19 protein-coding genes are annotated in these 17,850 nt (G+C 62.8%); 10 read left to right on the forward strand and 9 right to left on the reverse strand.

Going from position 1 to position 17,850, the window contains the following annotated elements:
• Positions 1 to 58: 58 nt before the first annotated feature.
• Positions 59 to 439: a YciI family protein gene (locus NKI50_RS02980; RefSeq protein WP_352481958.1), complete on the reverse strand. Its 381-nt coding sequence runs from the start codon at positions 437 to 439 to the stop codon at positions 59 to 61.
• 28 nt (positions 440 to 467) lie between these two features.
• The gene (locus tag NKI50_RS02985) at positions 468 to 1,652 is read right to left on the reverse strand and encodes a pyridoxal phosphate-dependent aminotransferase (RefSeq protein WP_352481960.1); all 1,185 of its coding nucleotides are present in this window, start codon (positions 1,650 to 1,652) and stop codon (positions 468 to 470) included.
• Between the two features lie 82 nt (positions 1,653 to 1,734).
• Between NKI50_RS02985 and NKI50_RS02990 the strand changes: the two genes are divergently transcribed.
• From NKI50_RS02990 to denD, 4 genes are all read left to right on the forward strand, one after another.
• Complete coding sequence (locus NKI50_RS02990; RefSeq protein WP_023720204.1) at positions 1,735 to 2,421, forward strand: GNAT family N-acetyltransferase; 687 nt, start codon at positions 1,735 to 1,737, stop codon at positions 2,419 to 2,421.
• Between the two features lie 115 nt (positions 2,422 to 2,536).
• A complete protein-coding gene (locus tag NKI50_RS02995) occupies positions 2,537 to 3,520 on the forward strand; it encodes a cation diffusion facilitator family transporter (protein ID WP_023720205.1) in 984 nt (327 codons plus the stop codon).
• A 62-nt stretch (positions 3,521 to 3,582) separates the two neighbouring features.
• Positions 3,583 to 3,789 (forward strand): hypothetical protein, encoded by a 207-nt coding sequence (locus tag NKI50_RS03000; protein WP_031194351.1) that lies wholly within the window; start codon positions 3,583 to 3,585, stop codon positions 3,787 to 3,789.
• Position 3,790: 1 nt separating this feature from the next.
• Positions 3,791 to 4,768, forward strand: coding sequence for a D-erythronate dehydrogenase (denD, locus tag NKI50_RS03005; RefSeq protein ID WP_352640201.1), 978 nt, complete (start codon positions 3,791 to 3,793; stop codon positions 4,766 to 4,768).
• Between the two features lie 25 nt (positions 4,769 to 4,793).
• Here denD and NKI50_RS03010 read toward each other — a convergent pair whose 3' ends face one another.
• The 4 genes from NKI50_RS03010 to NKI50_RS03025 form a co-directional block, all read right to left on the reverse strand.
• Entirely contained in the window at positions 4,794 to 5,945 is a 1,152-nt protein-coding gene (locus tag NKI50_RS03010) for a nickel/cobalt transporter (protein WP_352640244.1), read from the reverse strand.
• Complete coding sequence (locus NKI50_RS03015; protein WP_352524577.1) at positions 5,942 to 6,610, reverse strand: DUF1007 family protein; 669 nt, start codon at positions 6,608 to 6,610, stop codon at positions 5,942 to 5,944. Before NKI50_RS03015 ends, NKI50_RS03010 begins: the two co-directional genes overlap by 4 nt.
• An 84-nt stretch (positions 6,611 to 6,694) precedes the next feature.
• Positions 6,695 to 7,594 (reverse strand): LysR family transcriptional regulator, encoded by a 900-nt coding sequence (locus NKI50_RS03020; RefSeq protein WP_352640202.1) that lies wholly within the window; start codon positions 7,592 to 7,594, stop codon positions 6,695 to 6,697.
• Position 7,595: 1 nt separating this feature from the next.
• A complete protein-coding gene (locus tag NKI50_RS03025; RefSeq protein ID WP_352715339.1) occupies positions 7,596 to 8,795 on the reverse strand; it encodes an amidase in 1,200 nt (399 codons plus the stop codon).
• Between the two features lie 563 nt (positions 8,796 to 9,358).
• On the opposite strand from NKI50_RS03025, the gene odc2 reads away from it, so the two are divergent.
• Positions 9,359 to 10,492: an ornithine/lysine decarboxylase gene (gene odc2 / locus NKI50_RS03030; RefSeq protein WP_352640204.1), complete on the forward strand. Its 1,134-nt coding sequence runs from the start codon at positions 9,359 to 9,361 to the stop codon at positions 10,490 to 10,492.
• Between the two features lie 95 nt (positions 10,493 to 10,587).
• Positions 10,588 to 11,190: a GNAT family N-acetyltransferase gene (locus tag NKI50_RS03035; protein WP_352640205.1), complete on the forward strand. Its 603-nt coding sequence runs from the start codon at positions 10,588 to 10,590 to the stop codon at positions 11,188 to 11,190.
• Between the two features lie 51 nt (positions 11,191 to 11,241).
• On the opposite strand, the gene NKI50_RS03040 is transcribed toward NKI50_RS03035, so the two are convergent.
• On the reverse strand, positions 11,242 to 11,526 hold the full coding sequence (locus tag NKI50_RS03040) for an SCP2 sterol-binding domain-containing protein (protein WP_023720213.1): 285 nt from the start codon (positions 11,524 to 11,526) through the stop codon (positions 11,242 to 11,244).
• Between the two features lie 260 nt (positions 11,527 to 11,786).
• Here NKI50_RS03040 and NKI50_RS03045 point away from each other — a divergent pair, with 260 nt between their 5' ends.
• Positions 11,787 to 13,568: a chloride channel protein gene (locus tag NKI50_RS03045; protein ID WP_352494726.1), complete on the forward strand. Its 1,782-nt coding sequence runs from the start codon at positions 11,787 to 11,789 to the stop codon at positions 13,566 to 13,568.
• Between the two features lie 256 nt (positions 13,569 to 13,824).
• Complete coding sequence (locus NKI50_RS03050) at positions 13,825 to 14,937, forward strand: TauD/TfdA family dioxygenase (RefSeq protein WP_023720215.1); 1,113 nt, start codon at positions 13,825 to 13,827, stop codon at positions 14,935 to 14,937.
• A 38-nt stretch (positions 14,938 to 14,975) separates the two neighbouring features.
• On the opposite strand, the gene NKI50_RS03055 is transcribed toward NKI50_RS03050, so the two are convergent.
• Complete coding sequence (locus tag NKI50_RS03055) at positions 14,976 to 15,986, reverse strand: nucleoside recognition domain-containing protein (protein WP_352715638.1); 1,011 nt, start codon at positions 15,984 to 15,986, stop codon at positions 14,976 to 14,978.
• Between the two features lie 118 nt (positions 15,987 to 16,104).
• On the opposite strand from NKI50_RS03055, the gene NKI50_RS03060 reads away from it, so the two are divergent.
• Both NKI50_RS03060 and NKI50_RS03065 read left to right on the forward strand, forming a co-directional pair.
• Positions 16,105 to 16,557, forward strand: a complete 453-nt coding sequence (locus tag NKI50_RS03060) for an Lrp/AsnC family transcriptional regulator (RefSeq protein ID WP_352640207.1) — start codon at positions 16,105 to 16,107, stop codon at positions 16,555 to 16,557.
• Between the two features lie 225 nt (positions 16,558 to 16,782).
• Positions 16,783 to 17,181, forward strand: a complete 399-nt coding sequence (locus NKI50_RS03065; protein WP_352448190.1) for a GFA family protein — start codon at positions 16,783 to 16,785, stop codon at positions 17,179 to 17,181.
• 90 nt (positions 17,182 to 17,271) lie between these two features.
• Here the strand turns inward: NKI50_RS03065 and NKI50_RS03070 are convergent, their stop codons facing one another.
• Positions 17,272 to 17,835 carry a GNAT family N-acetyltransferase gene (locus NKI50_RS03070; RefSeq protein WP_352640208.1) on the reverse strand — a complete coding sequence of 188 codons (564 nt, stop codon included), beginning with the start codon at positions 17,833 to 17,835 and terminating at the stop codon, positions 17,272 to 17,274.
• Positions 17,836 to 17,850: the final 15 nt, after the last annotated feature.

Here is a 17,850-nt window from a genome sequence, read left to right on the forward strand (position 1 = left end):
TCTTGTTTTTATGCATGTCGTTATCGCAAAACCGCTGCACACTTTTGCGCGACATGCATTAGGGCCGCGTGACCCGAAGCGGCACGCCGGGAAGATACAGCGAAATCGGGCGGATTTCGTAGACGGCGGTCGGATTGACGCGGCGAAGGTCGCGCGCAATGTCGACAGCGGCGTCACGGTTGGCGCAGTCGACAACATAAAGTCCCAGCAATTGTTCTTTGGTCTCGGCGAAGGGGCCGTCAACAACCATTCCGGTGCCTGGCCCGCGCAAGGTGCAGGCGTCTTGTGTCGCGCCGAGCCGCGCCGCCGGTCCGAGGGTGCCTTGCCGGTAAAGCCGATCGTTGATCTGGAGAAGATCGGTCATCAGCGCCGAATCCTGCTCCGGCGTCAGCGCCGTAATCGCTTCTTCCTCGTGATAGGCTAGAATGGCATAGAACATCTGGCGTCTCCTTTCGTCGATCGTGGCCTCACTTCGTCAGAAACGTCTCGATCCGCTCCAGCGCGCGCAGGATGTTCTCTTCGGAATTGGCGTAGGATAGCCTGACATAGCCTTCGCCGAGAATGCCGAAATCGGGGCCGCCGATCAGCGCCACGCCGGCATCCTCGAGCAGCGCCGAGGCGAGCTTCTTGGCCTTCCAGCCGGTCTTGGAAACATTGGGGAAGGCATAGAAGGCGCCTTTCGGCGTAATGCAGGAAACACCGGGCAAGGCATTCAACCCCTCGACCACGACCTTTCTGCGGCGGTCGAAGGCGCGCATCATCGTGTCGACATCGTCCTGCGGGCCGTCGATGGCGGCTATGCCGGCATACTGGCTCGGCGCGTTGACGCAGGACCAGCAATTGACCGCCAGCTTGCGCACCTTATCGTAGAGATGCGCGCCCTTGTCGCCGTTCGGCCAGATCGACCAGCCCATGCGCCAGCCGGTCATTGCCCAGGTCTTCGACCAGCCGTTGAGCACGATCAGCCGGTCGCGGGTTTCGGGGAAAGCGAGCAGCGAACAATGCGTCTCGCCGTCATAGGTCATCACGTCGTAGATCTCGTCGGAAAGGATGGCGACATCCGGGTGCGCTTCCAGGCCCTTGACCAGCTTCTCGATCTCGGCGCGCGGTGTGACGCCGCCGGTCGGATTGGCCGGCGAGTTGAGGATCAGCAGCCTGGTCTTCGGCGTGATCAGCGCCAAGGTCTCCGCGGCCGAAAAGGCAAAGCCGTTCTCCTCGCGCATCGGCACCGGGATGGGGGCGGCACCGGTGAACTCGATCATCGAGCGGTAGATCGGAAAGCCGGGATCGGGATAGAGAATTTCGGCACCCGGCTCGCCAAACATCAGGATCGCCGCGAACATGGTCGGCTTGCCGCCGGGCAGGATCATCACCGCTTCCGGCGAGACTTCGACGCCAGTGGTGGCCAGCGTGCGGCGTACCACCGCTTCGCGCGTCGCCAGCAGGCCGTTGGCCGGCGTATAGCCGTGATGGCCATCGCGTAGCGCCTTGATCGCGGCCTCGACGATATGCTGCGGCGTCTTGAAGTCGGGCTGGCCGATGCCGAGATTGACAATGTCGCGGCCCTGGTGGGCAAGTGCAGTGGCACGCGCCAGCACTGCGAACGCATTTTCCTCGCCGAGGCGGTCGAAGGCCGAAATCGTGTGGAGCATTTTTCCCGTCCGTGTGGTTCTTTCAGAGAGCGTGCGTTTTTGTGAGCGTCCGCCCGCAAAAGTCAAACGGATTGGAGTTTCCGTGTCGGAAAATCTCAAGAATTGGCAACCGCGCCCGCGGCCCGAACGCAAGTTGCTGGAGGGGCGCACTGTCAGGCTGGAGCCGCTCAACGCCGAAAAGCACGGCGACGGCCTGTTCGAGGCCTCGTCAGTGGTCGATGCCGGCGGCCGCTTCGCCTGGCTGTTCGACGACCCGCCGCAGACCCGCGCCGCCTTCCAGCCATGGCTGGACAAGGCCGAAGCCAGCGATGACCCGCTGTTCTTCACGGTCATCGACAAGGCCAGCGGCAAGGTCGCCGGGCGCCAGACGCTGATGCGCATCGATCCGGCCTATGGCGTGATCGAGATCGGCAACATCTATTGGGGACCGCTGATCTCGCGCAAGCCGGCGGCGACGGAAGCGCAGTTCCTGTTCATGAAGTACGTCTTCGACGAGCTTGGCTACCGCCGCTACGAATGGAAATGCAACAATCGCAACGAGCCGTCGAAGCGCGCGGCGGAACGTTTCGGCTTCAAGTTCGAGGGCGTTTTCCGTCAGCATCTTGTGGTCAAGGGCGAAAACCGCGATACCGCGTGGTATTCGATCATCGATAAGGAATGGCCTGATCTGCGCAGAGCCTATGAGGCGTGGCTCGATCCGGCCAATTTCGACAGCGATGGCCAGCAGAAGCGGCGGCTCGAGGATTTCCGCGCCGAGTTCGGCGCCTGACCATGATCCCGAAAAGTGGACGCCGGTTTTTCGGATAAGATCGTGGTCAAACAAGAAGACAGAGCCTCCATCCCGGTTCTGCCGGGATGGATCAGGCTCTAGCAGGAGCTCATAGATGGCGCATACCCACGACCATGCCGCGCAGGGCCACGACCACAGTCACGGTGCCGGGCATGTGCATGGCTCGACCGACAAGAAGCGCGTGCTGATCGCGGCTTGCCTGACCGCCGGCTTCATGGTCGTCGAAGCGCTTGGCGGTCTCCTGACGGGATCGCTGGCGCTGCTGGCGGATGCCGGCCACATGCTTGCCGACTGCATTGCGCTCGGCCTTGCCTGGTATGCCTTTCATCTTGCGAGCCGGCCGGGGACCGTGCGCCTCACCTACGGCTTCGGCCGGGTCAAGACACTGGTCGCCTACACCAACGGCATCGCCATCTTCGCCATTGCGCTGTGGATCGTCTATGAGGCCTGGGGGCGTTTGCTGACGCCTGAGCCCGTGCTCGGTGGGCCGATGCTGGTCGTTGCGATCGCCGGCCTTGCGGTCAATATCGGCTCTTTCTTCGTGCTGCATGGCGGCGACCGTGACAGCTTGAACATGCGCGGCGCCATCCTGCACGTGCTCGGCGACCTGCTTGGCTCGGCCGCGGCGATCATCGCGGCGCTGATAATCCTGGCGACGGGCTGGACGCCTATTGATCCGATCCTATCGGTCCTTGTCGCGCTGCTGATCCTGTCCACGGCATGGTCGCTGATGCGCGAGGCTGCCCACGTCCTGCTCGAAGGCGTGCCGGCAAGCCTCGACCGCGACCTGATCGCGAGGGACATCGAAGGCTCGATCAAGGGCGTGCGCGAGGTGCATCACATGCATGTCTGGTCGATCGACGGTTCCAGCAACATGGCGACGTTGCATGCCTGCCTCAATGACGGCGTCGACGCGCATATGGCGGTCAGCGCGATCAAGAAACGGCTTGCGCAGGAGCATGGCATAGCCCATGCCACCGTCGAACCGGAATTCGGCCAATGTGCCGACAGCCATGAGCATGATGGCGAGCACGATCACGCGCATGATGCGGCACCGCACCGTGGCCACTATCACTGATTTCGGGAGTTCCTGGTATTGGCAACGATCGACATGAACGCCCGCTACCCTGGGGCCGCGTGATGGACCGCGACACCCGCAATGCGGCAATCGGCGCCGCCTGGATTTTGCTGCTGTTCGGCATCGCAGCCTATTATCTTCCAACCGTGATGCTGGCGGTCGGCAACGTCTCGACGGTTCTTGCCGGCGTCGTCGCCGCGATCTTCATGGTGGCAATCTTCGTCGTGTTCTGGCTGCGTAGCCGCAGCCAGCGCAAAAAGGGAAAGTGACATGCGCATTCTGATTACCGGCGCGGCAGGCATGGTCGGCCGCAAGCTCATTGCCCGGCTGGCCAAGGACGGGACACTCGGCGGCCGCAAGATCGCCGCGCTCGACCTTCACGACATCGTGCCACCGCAGGCGCCCGCCCTCGAAGGCGTCAGCATCAGCGTCCACACCGGCGACCTTGCCGCGCCGGGCGCGACGACAAATCTGGTCGCGCCGCGGCCCGACGTGATCTTCCATCTCGCCGGCGTGGTGTCGGGTGAAGCGGAGGCCAATTTCGATCTCGGCTACCGCGTCAATCTCGATGGCACAAGGGCGCTATTCGATGCCGTCCGGCTGGCGGCATTTGCGCCGCGCCTCGTCTTCACCTCATCGATCGCCGTGTTCGGCGCGCCGTTTCCCGAAATCATTCCGGACGAGTTCCACCCGACGCCGCTGACCTCCTACGGCACGCAGAAGCTGATGGGCGAGGCGCTGCTTGCCGACTATACCAGGCGTGGCTTCTTCGACGGCATCGGCATCAGGCTGCCGACCATCTGCGTCAGGCCGGGAAAGCCGAACAAGGCGGCCTCAGGTTTCTTCTCCGGCATCATCCGCGAGCCGCTGAGCGGCCATGAAGCCATCCTGCCGGTGCCGCGCTCGGTCATCCACACACACGCCAGCCCGCGTTCGGCGGTGAATTTTTTGATCCATGCGGCTGGAATTGACGGCGCTGCAGTCGGGCCGCGCCGCAACCTGACGATGCCGGGCGTCGCCGTCAGTGTCGGCGAACAGATCGAAGCGCTGGAACGTGTTGCCGGCGCCAAGGCGGTCAAACTGATCCGCGAGGAGCCCGACGAGACGATCTGGGCGATCGTGAAGGGTTGGCCGACACGCTTCGAGGCGCGGCGCTCGAGGGAGCTTGGCTTCGCTGCCGAAACGAGCTTCGACGAGATCATACGCGTCCATATCGAGGACGAGTTGGGCGGCAGGATCCCTAGTTAAAGCACCCCGATCGGGCGCAACGAGGTCAGGCGCCAGTCAGGCTGGCCGATAGCAGCAGCAGACCGAACAGGAAGACGAAGGCGGCACCGCCGATTTCGACGAAGGAATGGATGCGGTTGCCCATGCGGCCGTCGCCGGCGAAATACACCGCCCAGTTCTTCGCGGTGACCGCAAGCGTCGCCAGAGCCGAGACGGTGATTGCGGTGCCTAACGCCATGGCCAGCACCGACAGGATACCGCCGAACCACAGCCCATTTAGCAAGGCGAAGCTCAGCACGATCAGCGCGCCGGAACAGGGGCGGATACCGACGGCAGCCACCGCCGACCAAGCCGTGCGCCAGTCGAAGCGATCGCCGGAAAGCAGCGCCGGGTCGGGCGCATGCGAGTGCCCGCAGGTCTCGCAGACCTCCCCCGCCGCATGGCTGTGGTGATCGTGCGCAGCATGGGCGTGGTCGTGTGCGCCGTGGTCATGATGGTCATGCGCATGGTCGTGATCGTCATGCGCATGAAGCGCGTGGGAATGTGCCGCATGGGCATGCGCGGAATGTGAATGGCCGGCATGTGAATGGCCGGCATGGGCAGCCGAGAGGCTGTAGCCGGGATTTGCGCCGAACAGGCGCAGGATGGCCGGGCCAGCCTTGCGCCACAGCAGCCAGGCGCCGAACAGGGTGACGAAGACATAGCTCATGATTTCGAGGAACCATGCGGCGTCGGTCATCGATATCGCGGTGCCGCGCAGCACGAAATAGGCGAGCAGCATCACCACGATCGCGGTCAGCGCCTGCAGCAGGGCCGAGACGAAGGACAGCATGATGCCGCGCCGGAGCGCGACTTCGTTGGCCACCATGTAAGACGAGATCACCGCCTTGCCGTGGCCGGGGCCGGCAGCGTGGAAAATGCCATAGGCAAAGGACAGGCCGATGAGCAGCCACAGCTTGCTTCCGTCCTGGCGCATCGCCTTCATCGCGCCGGCAAGCGCATGATAGAATTCCTGCTGGCGCAGATTGATCCACATCAGGATGTGGGCGAACGGGCCGGTAGTTGGGGCCATCCCGTCATTGGTGCCGATGCCGAGCGAACTCTGGGCGTGGGCGGAGCCGAGGAAGTGCGTCATCACCAGGGTGGCGGCCAGAAGGCCGAATGCCAAACGCAGGGACGGTTTCGTCACTGGATCTATCCTTCCGGCTGACAGGTCAGCTCAAGCTTGGTGGCAAAGATCTTGCTCATGTCGGTGCCCGTCGGATCATTGAAGAAAGCGTCGGTCAGGGTCTTCTGGTTCTCGGCGATCGCCTCGTCCGGGTTTGGGCGGACGACCTTGCTGGTGCAGGTCGAGGGCAAGCCATCGACCTGCAGATTGGCATCCTCGGTGAAATCGATCGCGGTGTAGAAGGTCGGGTCGTAGACGCCGATATCGATCTTGCCGCTGAGCTTGATCGGCGTCTTCGGTTCGGATTCGAACAGGATGATGAGCTGGTCGTTGTCGAAATTGGCCATCAAATGCGGCGGCGGGTTCATCGCCACGTCCTTGCCATCGACGGTGACAAGCTGGAAGTAATTGAACTCCGCCAGCGAAGCATGGACGGTGTCGGCGACTTCCTTCAGCTCCTTGTCGTCGAGCTTCAGGTCGGAATTCTTGTCGAATTCCATCATCACCGTGCTCGAAAACAAATCGTCGAAGCGCCAGAGATGGCGCAATGCCTTCACAGTTTGGTGATCCGGGCTGAGGACCACTTCGAGGCGGGCCTCGGCGAAGACGTGGGGATGCACCTCAGCCGGTCCGACGGCGGCAAATGTCCCCGCCAAGGCCGAAGCCAGCATGATTGCTTGCCGTTTCAGGTGCATTCTCGGTCGTGATTCCATCGGCTTCGGTGAATGCCGACAGTTACCACAAAGGGGGCGAAAATGGGACCGGAAGGCGGCTGAAGCTCATGCGCTCCCCAGTGCCTTGAACCACTGCACCAGGAAGTCGACGAAAACGCGAACCTTTGCAGGCAGATAGCGCCGGTGCGGATAGACGGCAAAAATGCCGCCGCCGGGCAGGATGCGGTCATCCAGCACCGTCACCAGCTTGCCGCTTTCAATGTCGGGCGCGGCGATGAAATCCGGCAGGATGGAAAACCCCAATCCCGCCACCGCGGCGGCCCTCGCCGCCATCGGGCTGTTGACCTCGATCGGGCCGGAAACCGAAACGCTCACGGTATCGCCGCTGTCGCCCTTGAACGGCCAGTTGGTGAGCCAGCGGCCATTGGTGTCGATGATGCAAGGCACGCGGGCAAGGTCTTGCGCCCTGACCGGCATGCCGTGCTTGGCGATCAGTTCGGGAGACGCGCAAAGCCGTACCGAAAATGGCGCCAGGCGCCTGGCGATCAGCGAGGAATTCTCCAGCCGCGAAATGCGCACCGCCAGATCGAAGCCCTCCTCGACTAGATCGACGAAGCGATCGTCGAGATGAATGTCGAGGACGATGTCGGGATGCTGCTTGGCGAAGTCGATCAGCGATTGGCCGATCGGCGCGTCGGCGAAAGTACGCGGCGCCGACAGCTTGATCCTGCCGCGCACGTCGCCGGAGGATTCGCGCACCGCATCGGCAAGGCTGTCGACCTCGCGCACGATCTCCGAGGCGCGCCGGTAATAGGTGTGGCCGGCCTCGGTCAGGGAGAACTGCCTGGTGGTCCGGTTGAGCAGCAGCGCGCCGAGCTCGTCCTCGAGCTCGCGCACGTATTTCGACAACAGCGCCTTGGAGCGGCCGATCTTGCGCGCCGCCGCCGAAAAGCCTTCGGCCTCGACCACGTCGATGAAGGCACGCATGCGGGTCAGCGTATCCATGTCATGCGCCTCCTTGGCGGGCTGAAAGGATGCGGGCGGCCAGCGCAATCAGCTGCCGGTCGCTGTTCTTCGGACCGAGCAGCGAAAGTCCGAACGGCGCGCCTTCGGCCCTGCCGAGCGGCAGCGTGATTTGCGGAAAACCGGACAGGCCGGAAAGGCATAGCAGTCTCAGCGCGCGCTCGCGATAGGTCTGCAAATCGTCGAATGTCGCGGCCTTGAGCGGCGCGGCACCCGGAGCGGTCGGAAGCACAAGAACGCCGTCGTCGCCAAGCAGGCCGGCAAGTTCGAGGCGAAACGAAACGCGACGTTCCGTTTCGTGCTGCGCGGTTGTCGCGCTGATGGTCGCGCCATGCTCGAAGCGCTCCCTGACGCCGGGGCCGAGCATGCGGTCGCCGCCGGCGATCCAGGCGCCGTGGCTTTGCCAGGCTTCATAGCCCTGCAGCTTACGGAAGCACCAATAAAGATCGTCGATTGAATGCGACAGCGGGCCAACGCTGCGCGGCGCTCCCAGCACCGTAGCGACACCGCGGACCATGGCGCGATATTCCTCGGCCTCCAGCGGGCCGAGCACGAGGCTGTCCAGCGCGTCGAGGGCAAGAGGGCTTACCAGTTCGTGGCGATGCGGATCGTCGCCGAGCAGCACCGTGCCGACCTTTTCGTAGGCGACGATATCCCTGGCGAACCAGCCGACCGTGTCCAGCGAAGGCGCCAGCGGCATGGTGCCGTCGAGCGGGATGCGGCCATGCGTCGTCCTGAGGCCGACCAGGCCGCAGAAGCTTGCCGGCGCACGGATCGAGCCGCCGGTGTCGGAGCCGGTGGCGATGTCGGCAAGCCCGCCGGCGACAGCCGCGGCAGAACCGGAGGACGAGCCGCCGGTGACGCGATCGGGTGCCGCCGGATTGACCGGCGACGGGAAATGCGCGTTCAGCCCCAGCAGGGAAAATGCGAGTTCGTCGGTCTGCGTCTTGCCGACGAAACGCGCACCCGAATCAAGCAGCGCCTGGACGGCCGGCGCGGTCGCCATGGCCGGTGAAGCGTCCCGGTATTTCTGAGGATTGCCGCAGCCGGTGCGGTAGCCGGCGACGTCGAAGATGTCCTTGACGGCCAGCCGCAAGCCGGCAAGCGGGCCGGATTTCGCATTGGCTACAGGGGTTTGATCAAGGTCGAGAAAAGCGTTCAGCGGGCCGCGAGTGCCTGTCATGCGTTCGATATCCGGATGTGCTTGCCGCAGCATTGTTCTTCTGGTTGCCGCAGCATTGTTCGATGCCACAAATTTTACAACCTGCCATACGATTTTTATTGATTGTGAAATCTTTCGCTCTTATATCGCGCTTGCCCAAAGTCGCACGTGCCTGTGGGTGTCCGCCGATCCTCGAATGGTGAGGGCAATCGGTAAGGTAACTGGAGCCAACCCCTCCAGTCGGTTTAGCGGCCAACCGCCAACCGAGGACACCTTGAAGCAACGACGGTGCGGGCCTTTCTGGTGTTCTGCCGGTCGTCCAAAGACCGGGGTTACTGAAGAGGCACACCTTCATTGCCGGCAGTGCGGACGGGTCTCCCATCCAAGCCAAGGCAGACAAAGCGAACCGAGGCCGGGCAAGGCCAAGGTTCACCGCCGCGAGACGGCGCTTCATGGTTCCGGGGTCTCCACCGGCTGGTTCCATGGATTTCCGTCCCGCCTTTGTCCACCGCGTGTTCGCGAGGCCGAGAGCCCGCGTCCGCAAGCCTTTGTGCGCGCCGAAAGGCGCTGATGGAGAGACCCCGATGGCTACCCAGCGCATCCTTGATTTCCTCGCTACCCGACGTCCGAACGGCCCGTGCCTCGTCGTCGACCTCGATGTGGTGCGCGACAATTTCCGCGCCTTCGAGAAGGCGCTTCCCGATTCCAAGATCTACTATGCGGTGAAAGCAAACCCGGCGCCGGAAATCCTGCGCCTGCTTGCTGCGATGGGCTCGTCCTTCGACACCGCTTCCGTTGCCGAAGTCGAGATGGCGATGGACGCCGGTGCGCCGGCGGACCGCATCTCCTTCGGCAACACCATCAAGAAGGAGCGCGACATCCAGCGCGCCTACCAGCTCGGCATTAAGCTGTTTGCGGTGGACTGCGTCGAGGAGGTCGAGAAGATCGCCCGTGTCGCTCCCGGCGCTCGCGTGTTCTGCCGCGTCCTGACCGACGGCGAGGGCGCCGAATGGCCGCTGTCGCGCAAGTTCGGCTGTGTGCCGGCGATGGCGGTCGACGTGCTGCGCCATGCCAGGGCGCTCGGTCTCGCCGCCCATGGCGTGTCGTTCCATGTCGGCTCGCAGCAGACCGACCTGACCGCCTGGGACCGCGCGCTGGGCGACGCCAAGAAGGTGTTCGCGACGCTCGCCGAAGAGGGCATCGTGCTGAAGATGGTCAATATGGGCGGCGGCTTCCCGACCCGCTATCTCAGGGATGTGCCGGTGGCGCAGGCCTATGGCCAGGCGATCTTCTCGGCGCTCAGGAAGCACTTCGGCAACGCGATCCCCGAGACGATCATCGAGCCGGGCCGCGGCATGGTCGGCAATGCCGGCGTCATCAAGTCGGAGGTCGTGCTGATCTCGAAGAAGGCCGACAACGACAATGTGCGCTGGGTGTTCCTCGACATCGGCAAGTTCGGCGGTCTGGCCGAGACCATGGACGAGGCGATTCGCTACCCGATCGTCACCGCGCATGACGGCACCGAGACCGCGCCTTGCGTGCTCGCCGGCCCGACCTGCGATTCGGCCGACGTGATGTACGAGAAGACGCCGTATCCGCTGCCCTTGTCGCTGACCATCGGCGACGAGGTGCTGATCGAGGGCACCGGTGCCTACACGACGACCTACGCGTCGGTTGCCTTCAACGGCTTCGAACCTCTCCGATCCTACGTGATCTGACGGTTCGAAAGAACCGATCAGATCATCCCGAGGTGGGCGCCTGTCGCCCGCCCGGGCTCGCCTGTGGAACAATCCGCTCGTGAAGGATCGCGGAAATGGACGTTTTGGATTTCATTGTTGAAGGCGCCGCGGGAATCTCCCCCTCGAGGGGGGAGATTGCCGGCGCTTTTGTCATCACTGCCGAAACCGCCGCCGACGTTGGCGCGCGCGAGGCTTTGCTCGATCGCGCCATGGGGCCGAAGCGCCGGAAAAAGTCGTCGGAAAAGCTGCGGCGCGGCCGCCGGCCTTCGGAGGGCCTTGCCTTTGTCGCGCGCGATGCGTCGGGCACTGTTGCCGGCACCGTGCGGTTGTGGGACGTGGTGCTGGGCGAGGGCGGCAAGGCAGCGCTGCTGCTCGGCCCGCTTGCGGTCGACCCGGCGCTGAAAAATGCCGGCATCGGCTCGGCGCTGATGCGCCATGCAGTGACTGAGGCCGAGCGGCTTGGCCATGCGGCGATCCTGCTGGTCGGCGACGCACCCTATTACGAGCGCTTCGGGTTTTCGGCCGCAAAGACCGGCTCGCTGGCCATGCCGGGGCCTTACGAGCGGCACCGACTGCTGGCGCGGGAACTGGTGGTCGGCGCGCTCGACGGCGCGCAGGGCACGTTGAAGGCGGCCGGGCGCAAGCTGAAGGCGCAGCGGCTGTCGCTCGCTGCCTGATGGTTCGAAGCCGCCGTCGTCGCGCGCGGCGGCTTGTCTCACCTTAAGCGATCAGCCGATCAGCTGGCTGAGCGCCATGGCGACGCTCATGTCGCCTTCGACCTTTATCTTGCCGGACATGAAGGCCATGGTCGGGTTGAGATCGCCTGATATCAGCGAGTCCAAATCGTCGAGCGACAGCTGTATGGTGCAATCTGCCGGTGCATCGGTGGTCGAGACATCGGCGCCGTCGATGACGATGACGCCGTCGCTGCCGGTGTCGAATTTCACGGAGCGATCGAACCCGGCGCTCGCCACGCGCGACCTGATCTTGTCGGCAATCTCCTGAACGCTCATGGCGGTTCTCCTCGTCTGGTTGCGTTTGTCGCGCCTTGGCGCTTCGACCCGGCCGAAGCCGCTTGCCTGGTTTTACAGCCACGGTCGGCGCATATAGCTTCGGGTTGACGTTTACGTCAACGCGGTTCCCCGAGCTGAAGATGGGCTTTATCGCCGCAGCATCACGCGGGCATGACACCTTGGCGGCCGGCATTGTTGCCATGCAAAGCCGCCGGGCGTATCAGGCACCACTCCCCTTTTGATATCGGCGAGCCGCCCCGGTGCTTTCCAGAAACGAACCGCAAGTCTATGCCCGCCGACTGCGCGCGGTGCTGATCCGATCGATCCCGCTGCTCGAGGCGCGCGGCATCGCCGTCGTCATTCTGGCGGCTTTGGTCGGGGTGATAGCGGGTGCGCTGGTCACCGGCATGAGCGAACTGGTGCAGGTCCTGCATGGGCTTATGTTCGGCGTTCAGCCCGGTGGTCGGCTTTCGGCGATGTTTTCGCTGCAAAGGCCGGAGCAAGCGCTGATACCGGCGATCGGCGGCATCCTGCTCGGGCTGACGGTGATCTGGCTGAGAAAGCGGAAGTTCCGCACGCCGGTCGATCCGATCGAAGCCAACGCCCTTTACGGCGGCCGCATGTCGCTGACCGACACTTTCATCATCGCCGGGCAGACGATGATCTCGAGCGGCTTCGGCGCTTCGGTCGGGCTCGAGGCCGGCTACACGCAGGTGGGTTCCGGCCTGGCGTCGCGGCTGGCGCGCTTGTTCAGGCTGCGCCGCAACGATGTCCGCATCCTCGTCGGCTGCGGTGCGGCCGGCGCGATCGCCGCCGCCTTCGATGCGCCGCTGACCGGCGCCTTCTACGGTTTCGAGCTGGTCATCGGCATCTATTCGGTCGCCAATGTCGCGCCGGTGATGGCCGCCGCGATCTCGGCCTCGCTGACCGCCGAAATGTTCGGCGGCGTGCCGTTTCCGCTGGAGCTCGCGGGTCTGCCGGCGCTCACCGTCAGCCAGTATTTGCCGTTCATGCTGCTCGGGCTTTTGGGTGGCGGTGCTTCGATCGCCATCATGCATCTGGTGAGCCTGATCGAGCGCATCTTTGCGCGGCTGTCGATCGACGCCTCGTTGCGCCCAGCCATCGGCGGCGTGATGGTCGGGCTGCTGGGGCTGATCACGCCGCAGGTCCTGTCCAGCGGCCATGGCGCGCTGCACCGCGAATTCGCGATGAATTACGGGCTGGCCGTGGTGGCCAGCGTCTTCGTGCTGAAGCTGTCGGCGTCGGCGATCTCGCTCGGCTCCGGCTTCCGCGGCGGGCTGTTCTTTGCCTCTTTGTTCCTCGGTGCCCTGCTCGGCAAGATGTTCGCCGGCGCGATGGCGTTCGTCTCGCCGGCGACCGGCATCGACCCCGCCGTCGCCGCCGTCGTCGGCATGACCTCGCTCGCCGTCGGCGTCGTCGGTGGCCCGTTGACGATGACCTTCCTGGCGCTGGAATCGACCCGCGACCTGACGCTGACCGGCGTGGTGCTGGCCGCCTCGCTCATGGCGGCGATCCTGGTGCGAGAAACGTTTGGCTATTCCTTCTCGACATGGCGCTTTCACCTGCGCGGCGAAACCATCCGCAGCGCCCATGATGTAGGCTGGATGCGCAGCCTGACGGTCGGCTCGATGATGCGCAAGGATGTCCGCACCATCGACGCCTCGACGACGCTTGCAACATTCCGCAAGCAGGTGCCGCTCGGTGCCTCGCAGCGCGTCATCGCGGTGGATGCCGAACTGCACTATGTCGGCGTGCTGATCGTCGCCGAATTGCACAGCCATTTGTCGGATGACGAGATGCCGGTGCTGTCCTTCGCCAAATTTAGGGATGCGGTGCTGGTGCCGAGCATGAACGTGCAGTCGGCGGCCGAGACCTTCCAGCGCGCCGGCGCCGAGGAATTGGCAGTGGTCGAGGATTTCACCGATCGCAAGGTGGTCGGTTTGCTGACCGAAGGCCACCTGATGCGCCGCTATGCCGAGGAACTCGACAAGGCGCGGCGCGATCTGTCGGGCGAGGGGTAGCCGAGAGGGGATGGCGATCCCGCTGCATTTAGCTGGACACCGTCGGCGAATGACCGCTACCATCGCGGTGGCTTTGAACCAGATTTCATCTGGAGCCAGATTCCGCCTGGAGATGGCGTGCTCGAAGAACCGAACAGAAATCCCGGATCCCATCGCTATGGGAAGCCGAGCTTGTGGTGGCCACCACCGTTGGGTTGACGGCCTGGGGGCCTGATCCAAGCTGAAAATCAAATTCTGTGTTCAGAGAGACATCATCATGAATACCCTGCTTTCCGTGGAGGCCCGGGAGACCGCGCTTGCCGTGACTTTCGTGTCGGGCGAAACAGTCTGCTACCCCTGGCTTTGGCTAAAGGACAATGCACCATCGGCGTTTCACCCGCAGACCGAAGAACGAACTTTCGACCTGACCAGCGTAGACCCCTCGCTCAGACCCATCAGCGTGCGGGACAGGGGCAGCGCTGTGGGCATTGTCTGGCAGAACGACCAGGCTGAGGAGGAATTCCCGAGCCAGTTCTTTGAGTCCTACCGTCCCGGCAGAAAGCGGGACGATCCGGCCGACATCGCTCCGAAACTCTGGGACGCCTCAATCAATCTTGAAACCATGCCGCGTCACGCCGCCGGGGACATCTTGCAAAGCGATGCCGATCTGCTCGCCTGGCTGAAGGCAACGGCTGCATACGGGCTCTCCATCGTCGATGGGCTTGACGATGATCCCGATGCGGGGCGGCGTTCGGCCGAGCGGATTGGTTTCCTGCGCCAGACAAATTTCGGCACGATGTTCGAAGTCGTGTCGATGCCGAACCCGAACAATCTGGCCTATACGCCGGTCGCCTTGCCGCTACACACCGATCTCGCGAACCAGGAGGTGCCGCCCGGCTACCAGTTCCTGCATTGTATCGCCAATGACGCTGAGGGCGGTGGATCGATCTTTGCCGACGGGTTTGCGGTCGTCGCCGCGCTACAGGCGGAAGATCCGGAAGCCTACCGCCTATTGTGCGAGATCGAGATCCCCTATCGTTTTCACGATGAAAACTACGATCTGCGCGGTCGGTTTCCTGTGATTGTAACGCAACGCGACGGGGAAGTGACGGAGTTGCGGTTCAACGCCCATCTTGTCGATGTCATCGACCTTCCCTCCGACCTATGCGCGCCCTTTTATGCGGCTTATCGCAAGCTGATGATGATGATCCGCGGGCCGCGTTTCCAAATAGCCTACCGCCTGAAGGCCGGCGAAATGGCGGTCTTCGACAATCGCCGGGTGTTGCATGGCCGCCAATCGTTCAACCCGAACACGGGGCGGCGACATCTGCGCGGATGCTATGTCGATCGTGGTGAGTTCCAGAGCCGGATTCGCGTCCTCTCGCGATAGTGATGCGACACACATGTCGGCTGCTGCGTAAGGACGGCTCACGTCAACGGTCCGCTAATCGCCGGCTCAGAAATCCGATTGCGCGAACTGCCTTCTTCCTTGTGGAAGAGTGTCTTGAAGAAAAGAGCGTCGGGAACCGCCTTGATTATTTTTGCGATCACGGCGGTCGCGAGCACGGCAAACGCCAGGCGACCGAGAAGCACGCTCGTGACATCGGTGCCAAGAGCGACGACGACCAACGTATCCTCAATGAGGCTATGGGCAAAACCCATGAACACGCAGGCGAGGAATATCTGACGCGGCTCCGCGCTTGACGTGCGCGCGTCGCGGATCAGCAGTCCTGCGCCATAGGAAATCCCGAGAAACAGGCCGACAGCGGCGAGAGGTACCGTCTGCTTTTCGATGCCGGCGAGCCGAAAGAGCGGTGCAAGCCCTCTGTTCATCCACTCCAAAATGCCCGCCATCTTGAGAAGCTCGATAACCCAGCTTAGCGCAAGCAAAACGATGAGCATGATGCCCAGGGTTTTGACTGTGCCCAGGAGAAAGCCGCCCCAGTCGGTGCTTTCATTCGTCGGCATCCACGCCGGCGCCACCGGTCCTGACAGCCATCCGGTCATGGCGAATATCTGATGCAGAAGGATAGCAAAGACCAAACCCCCGCCAATACGAAGCGCCGCGGTGACCAGGAAGCTCGGCCCGGCCCTCTGAATGATGCGTTGCTCGATCGGAATGGCATGTGCAAACAGCAAGAGAGCCGAAAGAACCGTCATCTCGGCAGTGCTGAGCGCCGAAACCGGGACCAAGGTGAATACGATCACAAGCGCGCCCCAGATCCCGACCAGCAATCCCGTCAGCCAGGCAAAGGCGAGTTCATGTGGCAACCCTACCTGCAACATGAGCGGGGAGAAGAACGGAGAAATCGCCTGGATGACGCCAAGGTCCTGCAGGAGCCGCGTGGCTATCGCAACCGGAACGATCACGCGAACCAGTTCCCAATAGATTTCAAGCGTTTCCAATGTCTTGCGATTGAAGGCGGCGCAAATTGCCATCATGCTGCTCCATCATCCCTGGAGCCATCTGCGTAACCTGAGACGCTTCGCATTTGTGGTCAAAGTTTGCGATTTCGTGCAATAAAATTGCAATACACCGACGATGAGCGCGACCGAGATGGACAAGATCGACAGAAGGCTTCTCAACCTGCTCCAGGATGATGCCTCACGAACGAACGCCAAACTGGCGGGGTTAGTCGGGCTTTCCCCTTCGAGCTGCCTGCGCCGCATACGACGACTGAAGAAAAGCGGCGTCATCAGCCGCGTTGTCGCGCTTCTCGCACCTGCAAAGGCTGGCCGGGGCTTGGAAGCGATCGTCACCGTCGAACTGGAGCGTCATGGCGAGCAGTGTATGCGGGACTTTCTCGAGTTGGCCGCTCAGGAACCGGCCGTCACTCAGGCCTACAGCGTGAGCGGCGAAACCGACGCCGTCCTCATGCTCCGCCTGACGGATATGGAAGAGTTCGATGCGCTATGCGAGCGACTGTTCCGAGACCGAAGCAACGTCGCGCGATACCAAACGATGTTCGTGATCCGAACGGCCAAAGAAGTGACCGCAATTCCACTGTAGTGTTCGGGTTGCGATAGACCTGCTAGGCCGTGAATTCAGCGGCCCGGCGAAGAAACTTTACGAACTTTCAATATGCCGCAAAGGCGGTAGTGAAGGAACGCCTAGCGCACGCTAGGACAATCGCTGGCGCCGAATGTCGGAATTGGGCGCCAGCTCGACGCATTTCATGGCGCCTCCCTCACGCCCAGGCATGAAGCTGTCCTTGTTGACTCAAGGGGAATTTGCATGCGTGGTCATTGCTTATGTGGCGCTATTGCTTTTGAAGTCGATGGCCCGGCACAGGCCTGCGTGGTCTGTCATTGTGAAAGTTGTCGGCGGCAATGTTCTGCGCCGATGACCTCCTATATTGGCGTCTTGAACGGCCAATGGCGATGGCTGGGCAAGCTACCGAAGGTATTCAACTCTTCTCCCGGTGTGGAAAGAACATTTTGCGATCACTGTGGCACGCCGCTGTCCTTCCGCTCAAAGAACATGTCTGATGTCATGCATTTTTTTGCGGCAGCGATGGAGGAGCCAGAAAAATTTGCACCTACGCTGCATGTCGCCTTTGAGGAGAAGCTCCCTTGGTTGAAACTCGCCGACAACCTGCCGACCCGTTTTGGGCCTGACTATACGAAAGACTAGGATCTGCTCGCATCGAGACAAACGGCGGAAGCTGAGGACAGCGTCCGGAAGCGAGATGATACCCCCGTCTGTTCAAACGGCGGTCAAACATTATCGATCGTGGCTGCTCTCGACCTGCTTGAGCGGCAGCAGGTAGGCGATGATCTGCTGATCGCCGAGAGCTGGATCAAAGCCAATAACGTCGGATGCGAAAAGGTCGTGGGCGGGGCGTCTCTCGAAGCCAAGGCTCTCGTACAGCTTGCATGCAGACGTCATGAACGAGGCGGTGTGAAGCGCAAGGCCGCTCGAGCCCTGCAGACGCGCTTGCAAGACGCACCATTCGCAAAGCACGCGGCCATATCCGCGGCCCTGTGCCGAGGGAGCAACCGCGAGGGTCCTGAGGCCTGCCAGCCCGGGCGGCCAGCCCATGCGGTCAAAGGCGGCATCGGCGTAGTAGGTGGCCGTCCCGACGAGCCGTCCCTCGGCTTCGAGCACCGCGACGCTAGCCTTCGCCCATCGCCCCGCGATATCCCGCGCGTCGTTCACGTAGGGCTCGAAGATGTGTGGCGCCAGAACGGGCCGTAACGATGCGAAGGCGTCGGAGACGAGCCCGCCAATTTCATCCAGTTCCTGACGGCTTGCCAGCCGGACGCGTGGCTTGGATGCGATTTGCATGCATGTCCTCACTGC

This window comes from Mesorhizobium sp. M0563 (assembly GCF_040321065.1).
GTDB lineage: Bacteria > Pseudomonadota > Alphaproteobacteria > Rhizobiales > Rhizobiaceae > Mesorhizobium.

Bases quoted from the DNA above. Each gene is read 5' to 3' on its own strand.
- NKI50_RS03060 (WP_352640207.1), top strand. From the start codon at position 16,105: ATGGACAAGATCGACAGAAGGCTTCTCAACCTGCTCCAGGATGATGCC.
- NKI50_RS03015 (WP_352524577.1), bottom strand. From the start codon at position 6,610: ATGCACCTGAAACGGCAAGCAATCATGCTGGCTTCGGCCTTGGCGGGG.
- NKI50_RS03070 (WP_352640208.1), bottom strand. From the start codon at position 17,835: ATGCAAATCGCATCCAAGCCACGCGTCCGGCTGGCAAGCCGTCAGGAA.
- NKI50_RS03065 (WP_352448190.1), top strand. From the start codon at position 16,783: ATGCGTGGTCATTGCTTATGTGGCGCTATTGCTTTTGAAGTCGATGGC.
- odc2 (WP_352640204.1), top strand. From the start codon at position 9,359: ATGGCTACCCAGCGCATCCTTGATTTCCTCGCTACCCGACGTCCGAAC.
- NKI50_RS03020 (WP_352640202.1), bottom strand. From the start codon at position 7,594: ATGGATACGCTGACCCGCATGCGTGCCTTCATCGACGTGGTCGAGGCC.
- NKI50_RS03040 (WP_023720213.1), bottom strand. From the start codon at position 11,526: ATGAGCGTTCAGGAGATTGCCGACAAGATCAGGTCGCGCGTGGCGAGC.
- NKI50_RS03055 (WP_352715638.1), bottom strand. From the start codon at position 15,986: ATGGCAATTTGCGCCGCCTTCAATCGCAAGACATTGGAAACGCTTGAA.
- NKI50_RS02985 (WP_352481960.1), bottom strand. From the start codon at position 1,652: ATGCTCCACACGATTTCGGCCTTCGACCGCCTCGGCGAGGAAAATGCG.
- NKI50_RS03000 (WP_031194351.1), top strand. From the start codon at position 3,583: ATGGACCGCGACACCCGCAATGCGGCAATCGGCGCCGCCTGGATTTTG.
- NKI50_RS03035 (WP_352640205.1), top strand. From the start codon at position 10,588: ATGGACGTTTTGGATTTCATTGTTGAAGGCGCCGCGGGAATCTCCCCC.
- NKI50_RS02980 (WP_352481958.1), bottom strand. From the start codon at position 439: ATGTTCTATGCCATTCTAGCCTATCACGAGGAAGAAGCGATTACGGCG.
- NKI50_RS03025 (WP_352715339.1), bottom strand. From the start codon at position 8,795: ATGACAGGCACTCGCGGCCCGCTGAACGCTTTTCTCGACCTTGATCAA.
- denD (WP_352640201.1), top strand. From the start codon at position 3,791: ATGCGCATTCTGATTACCGGCGCGGCAGGCATGGTCGGCCGCAAGCTC.
- NKI50_RS03050 (WP_023720215.1), top strand. From the start codon at position 13,825: ATGAATACCCTGCTTTCCGTGGAGGCCCGGGAGACCGCGCTTGCCGTG.
- NKI50_RS02995 (WP_023720205.1), top strand. From the start codon at position 2,537: ATGGCGCATACCCACGACCATGCCGCGCAGGGCCACGACCACAGTCAC.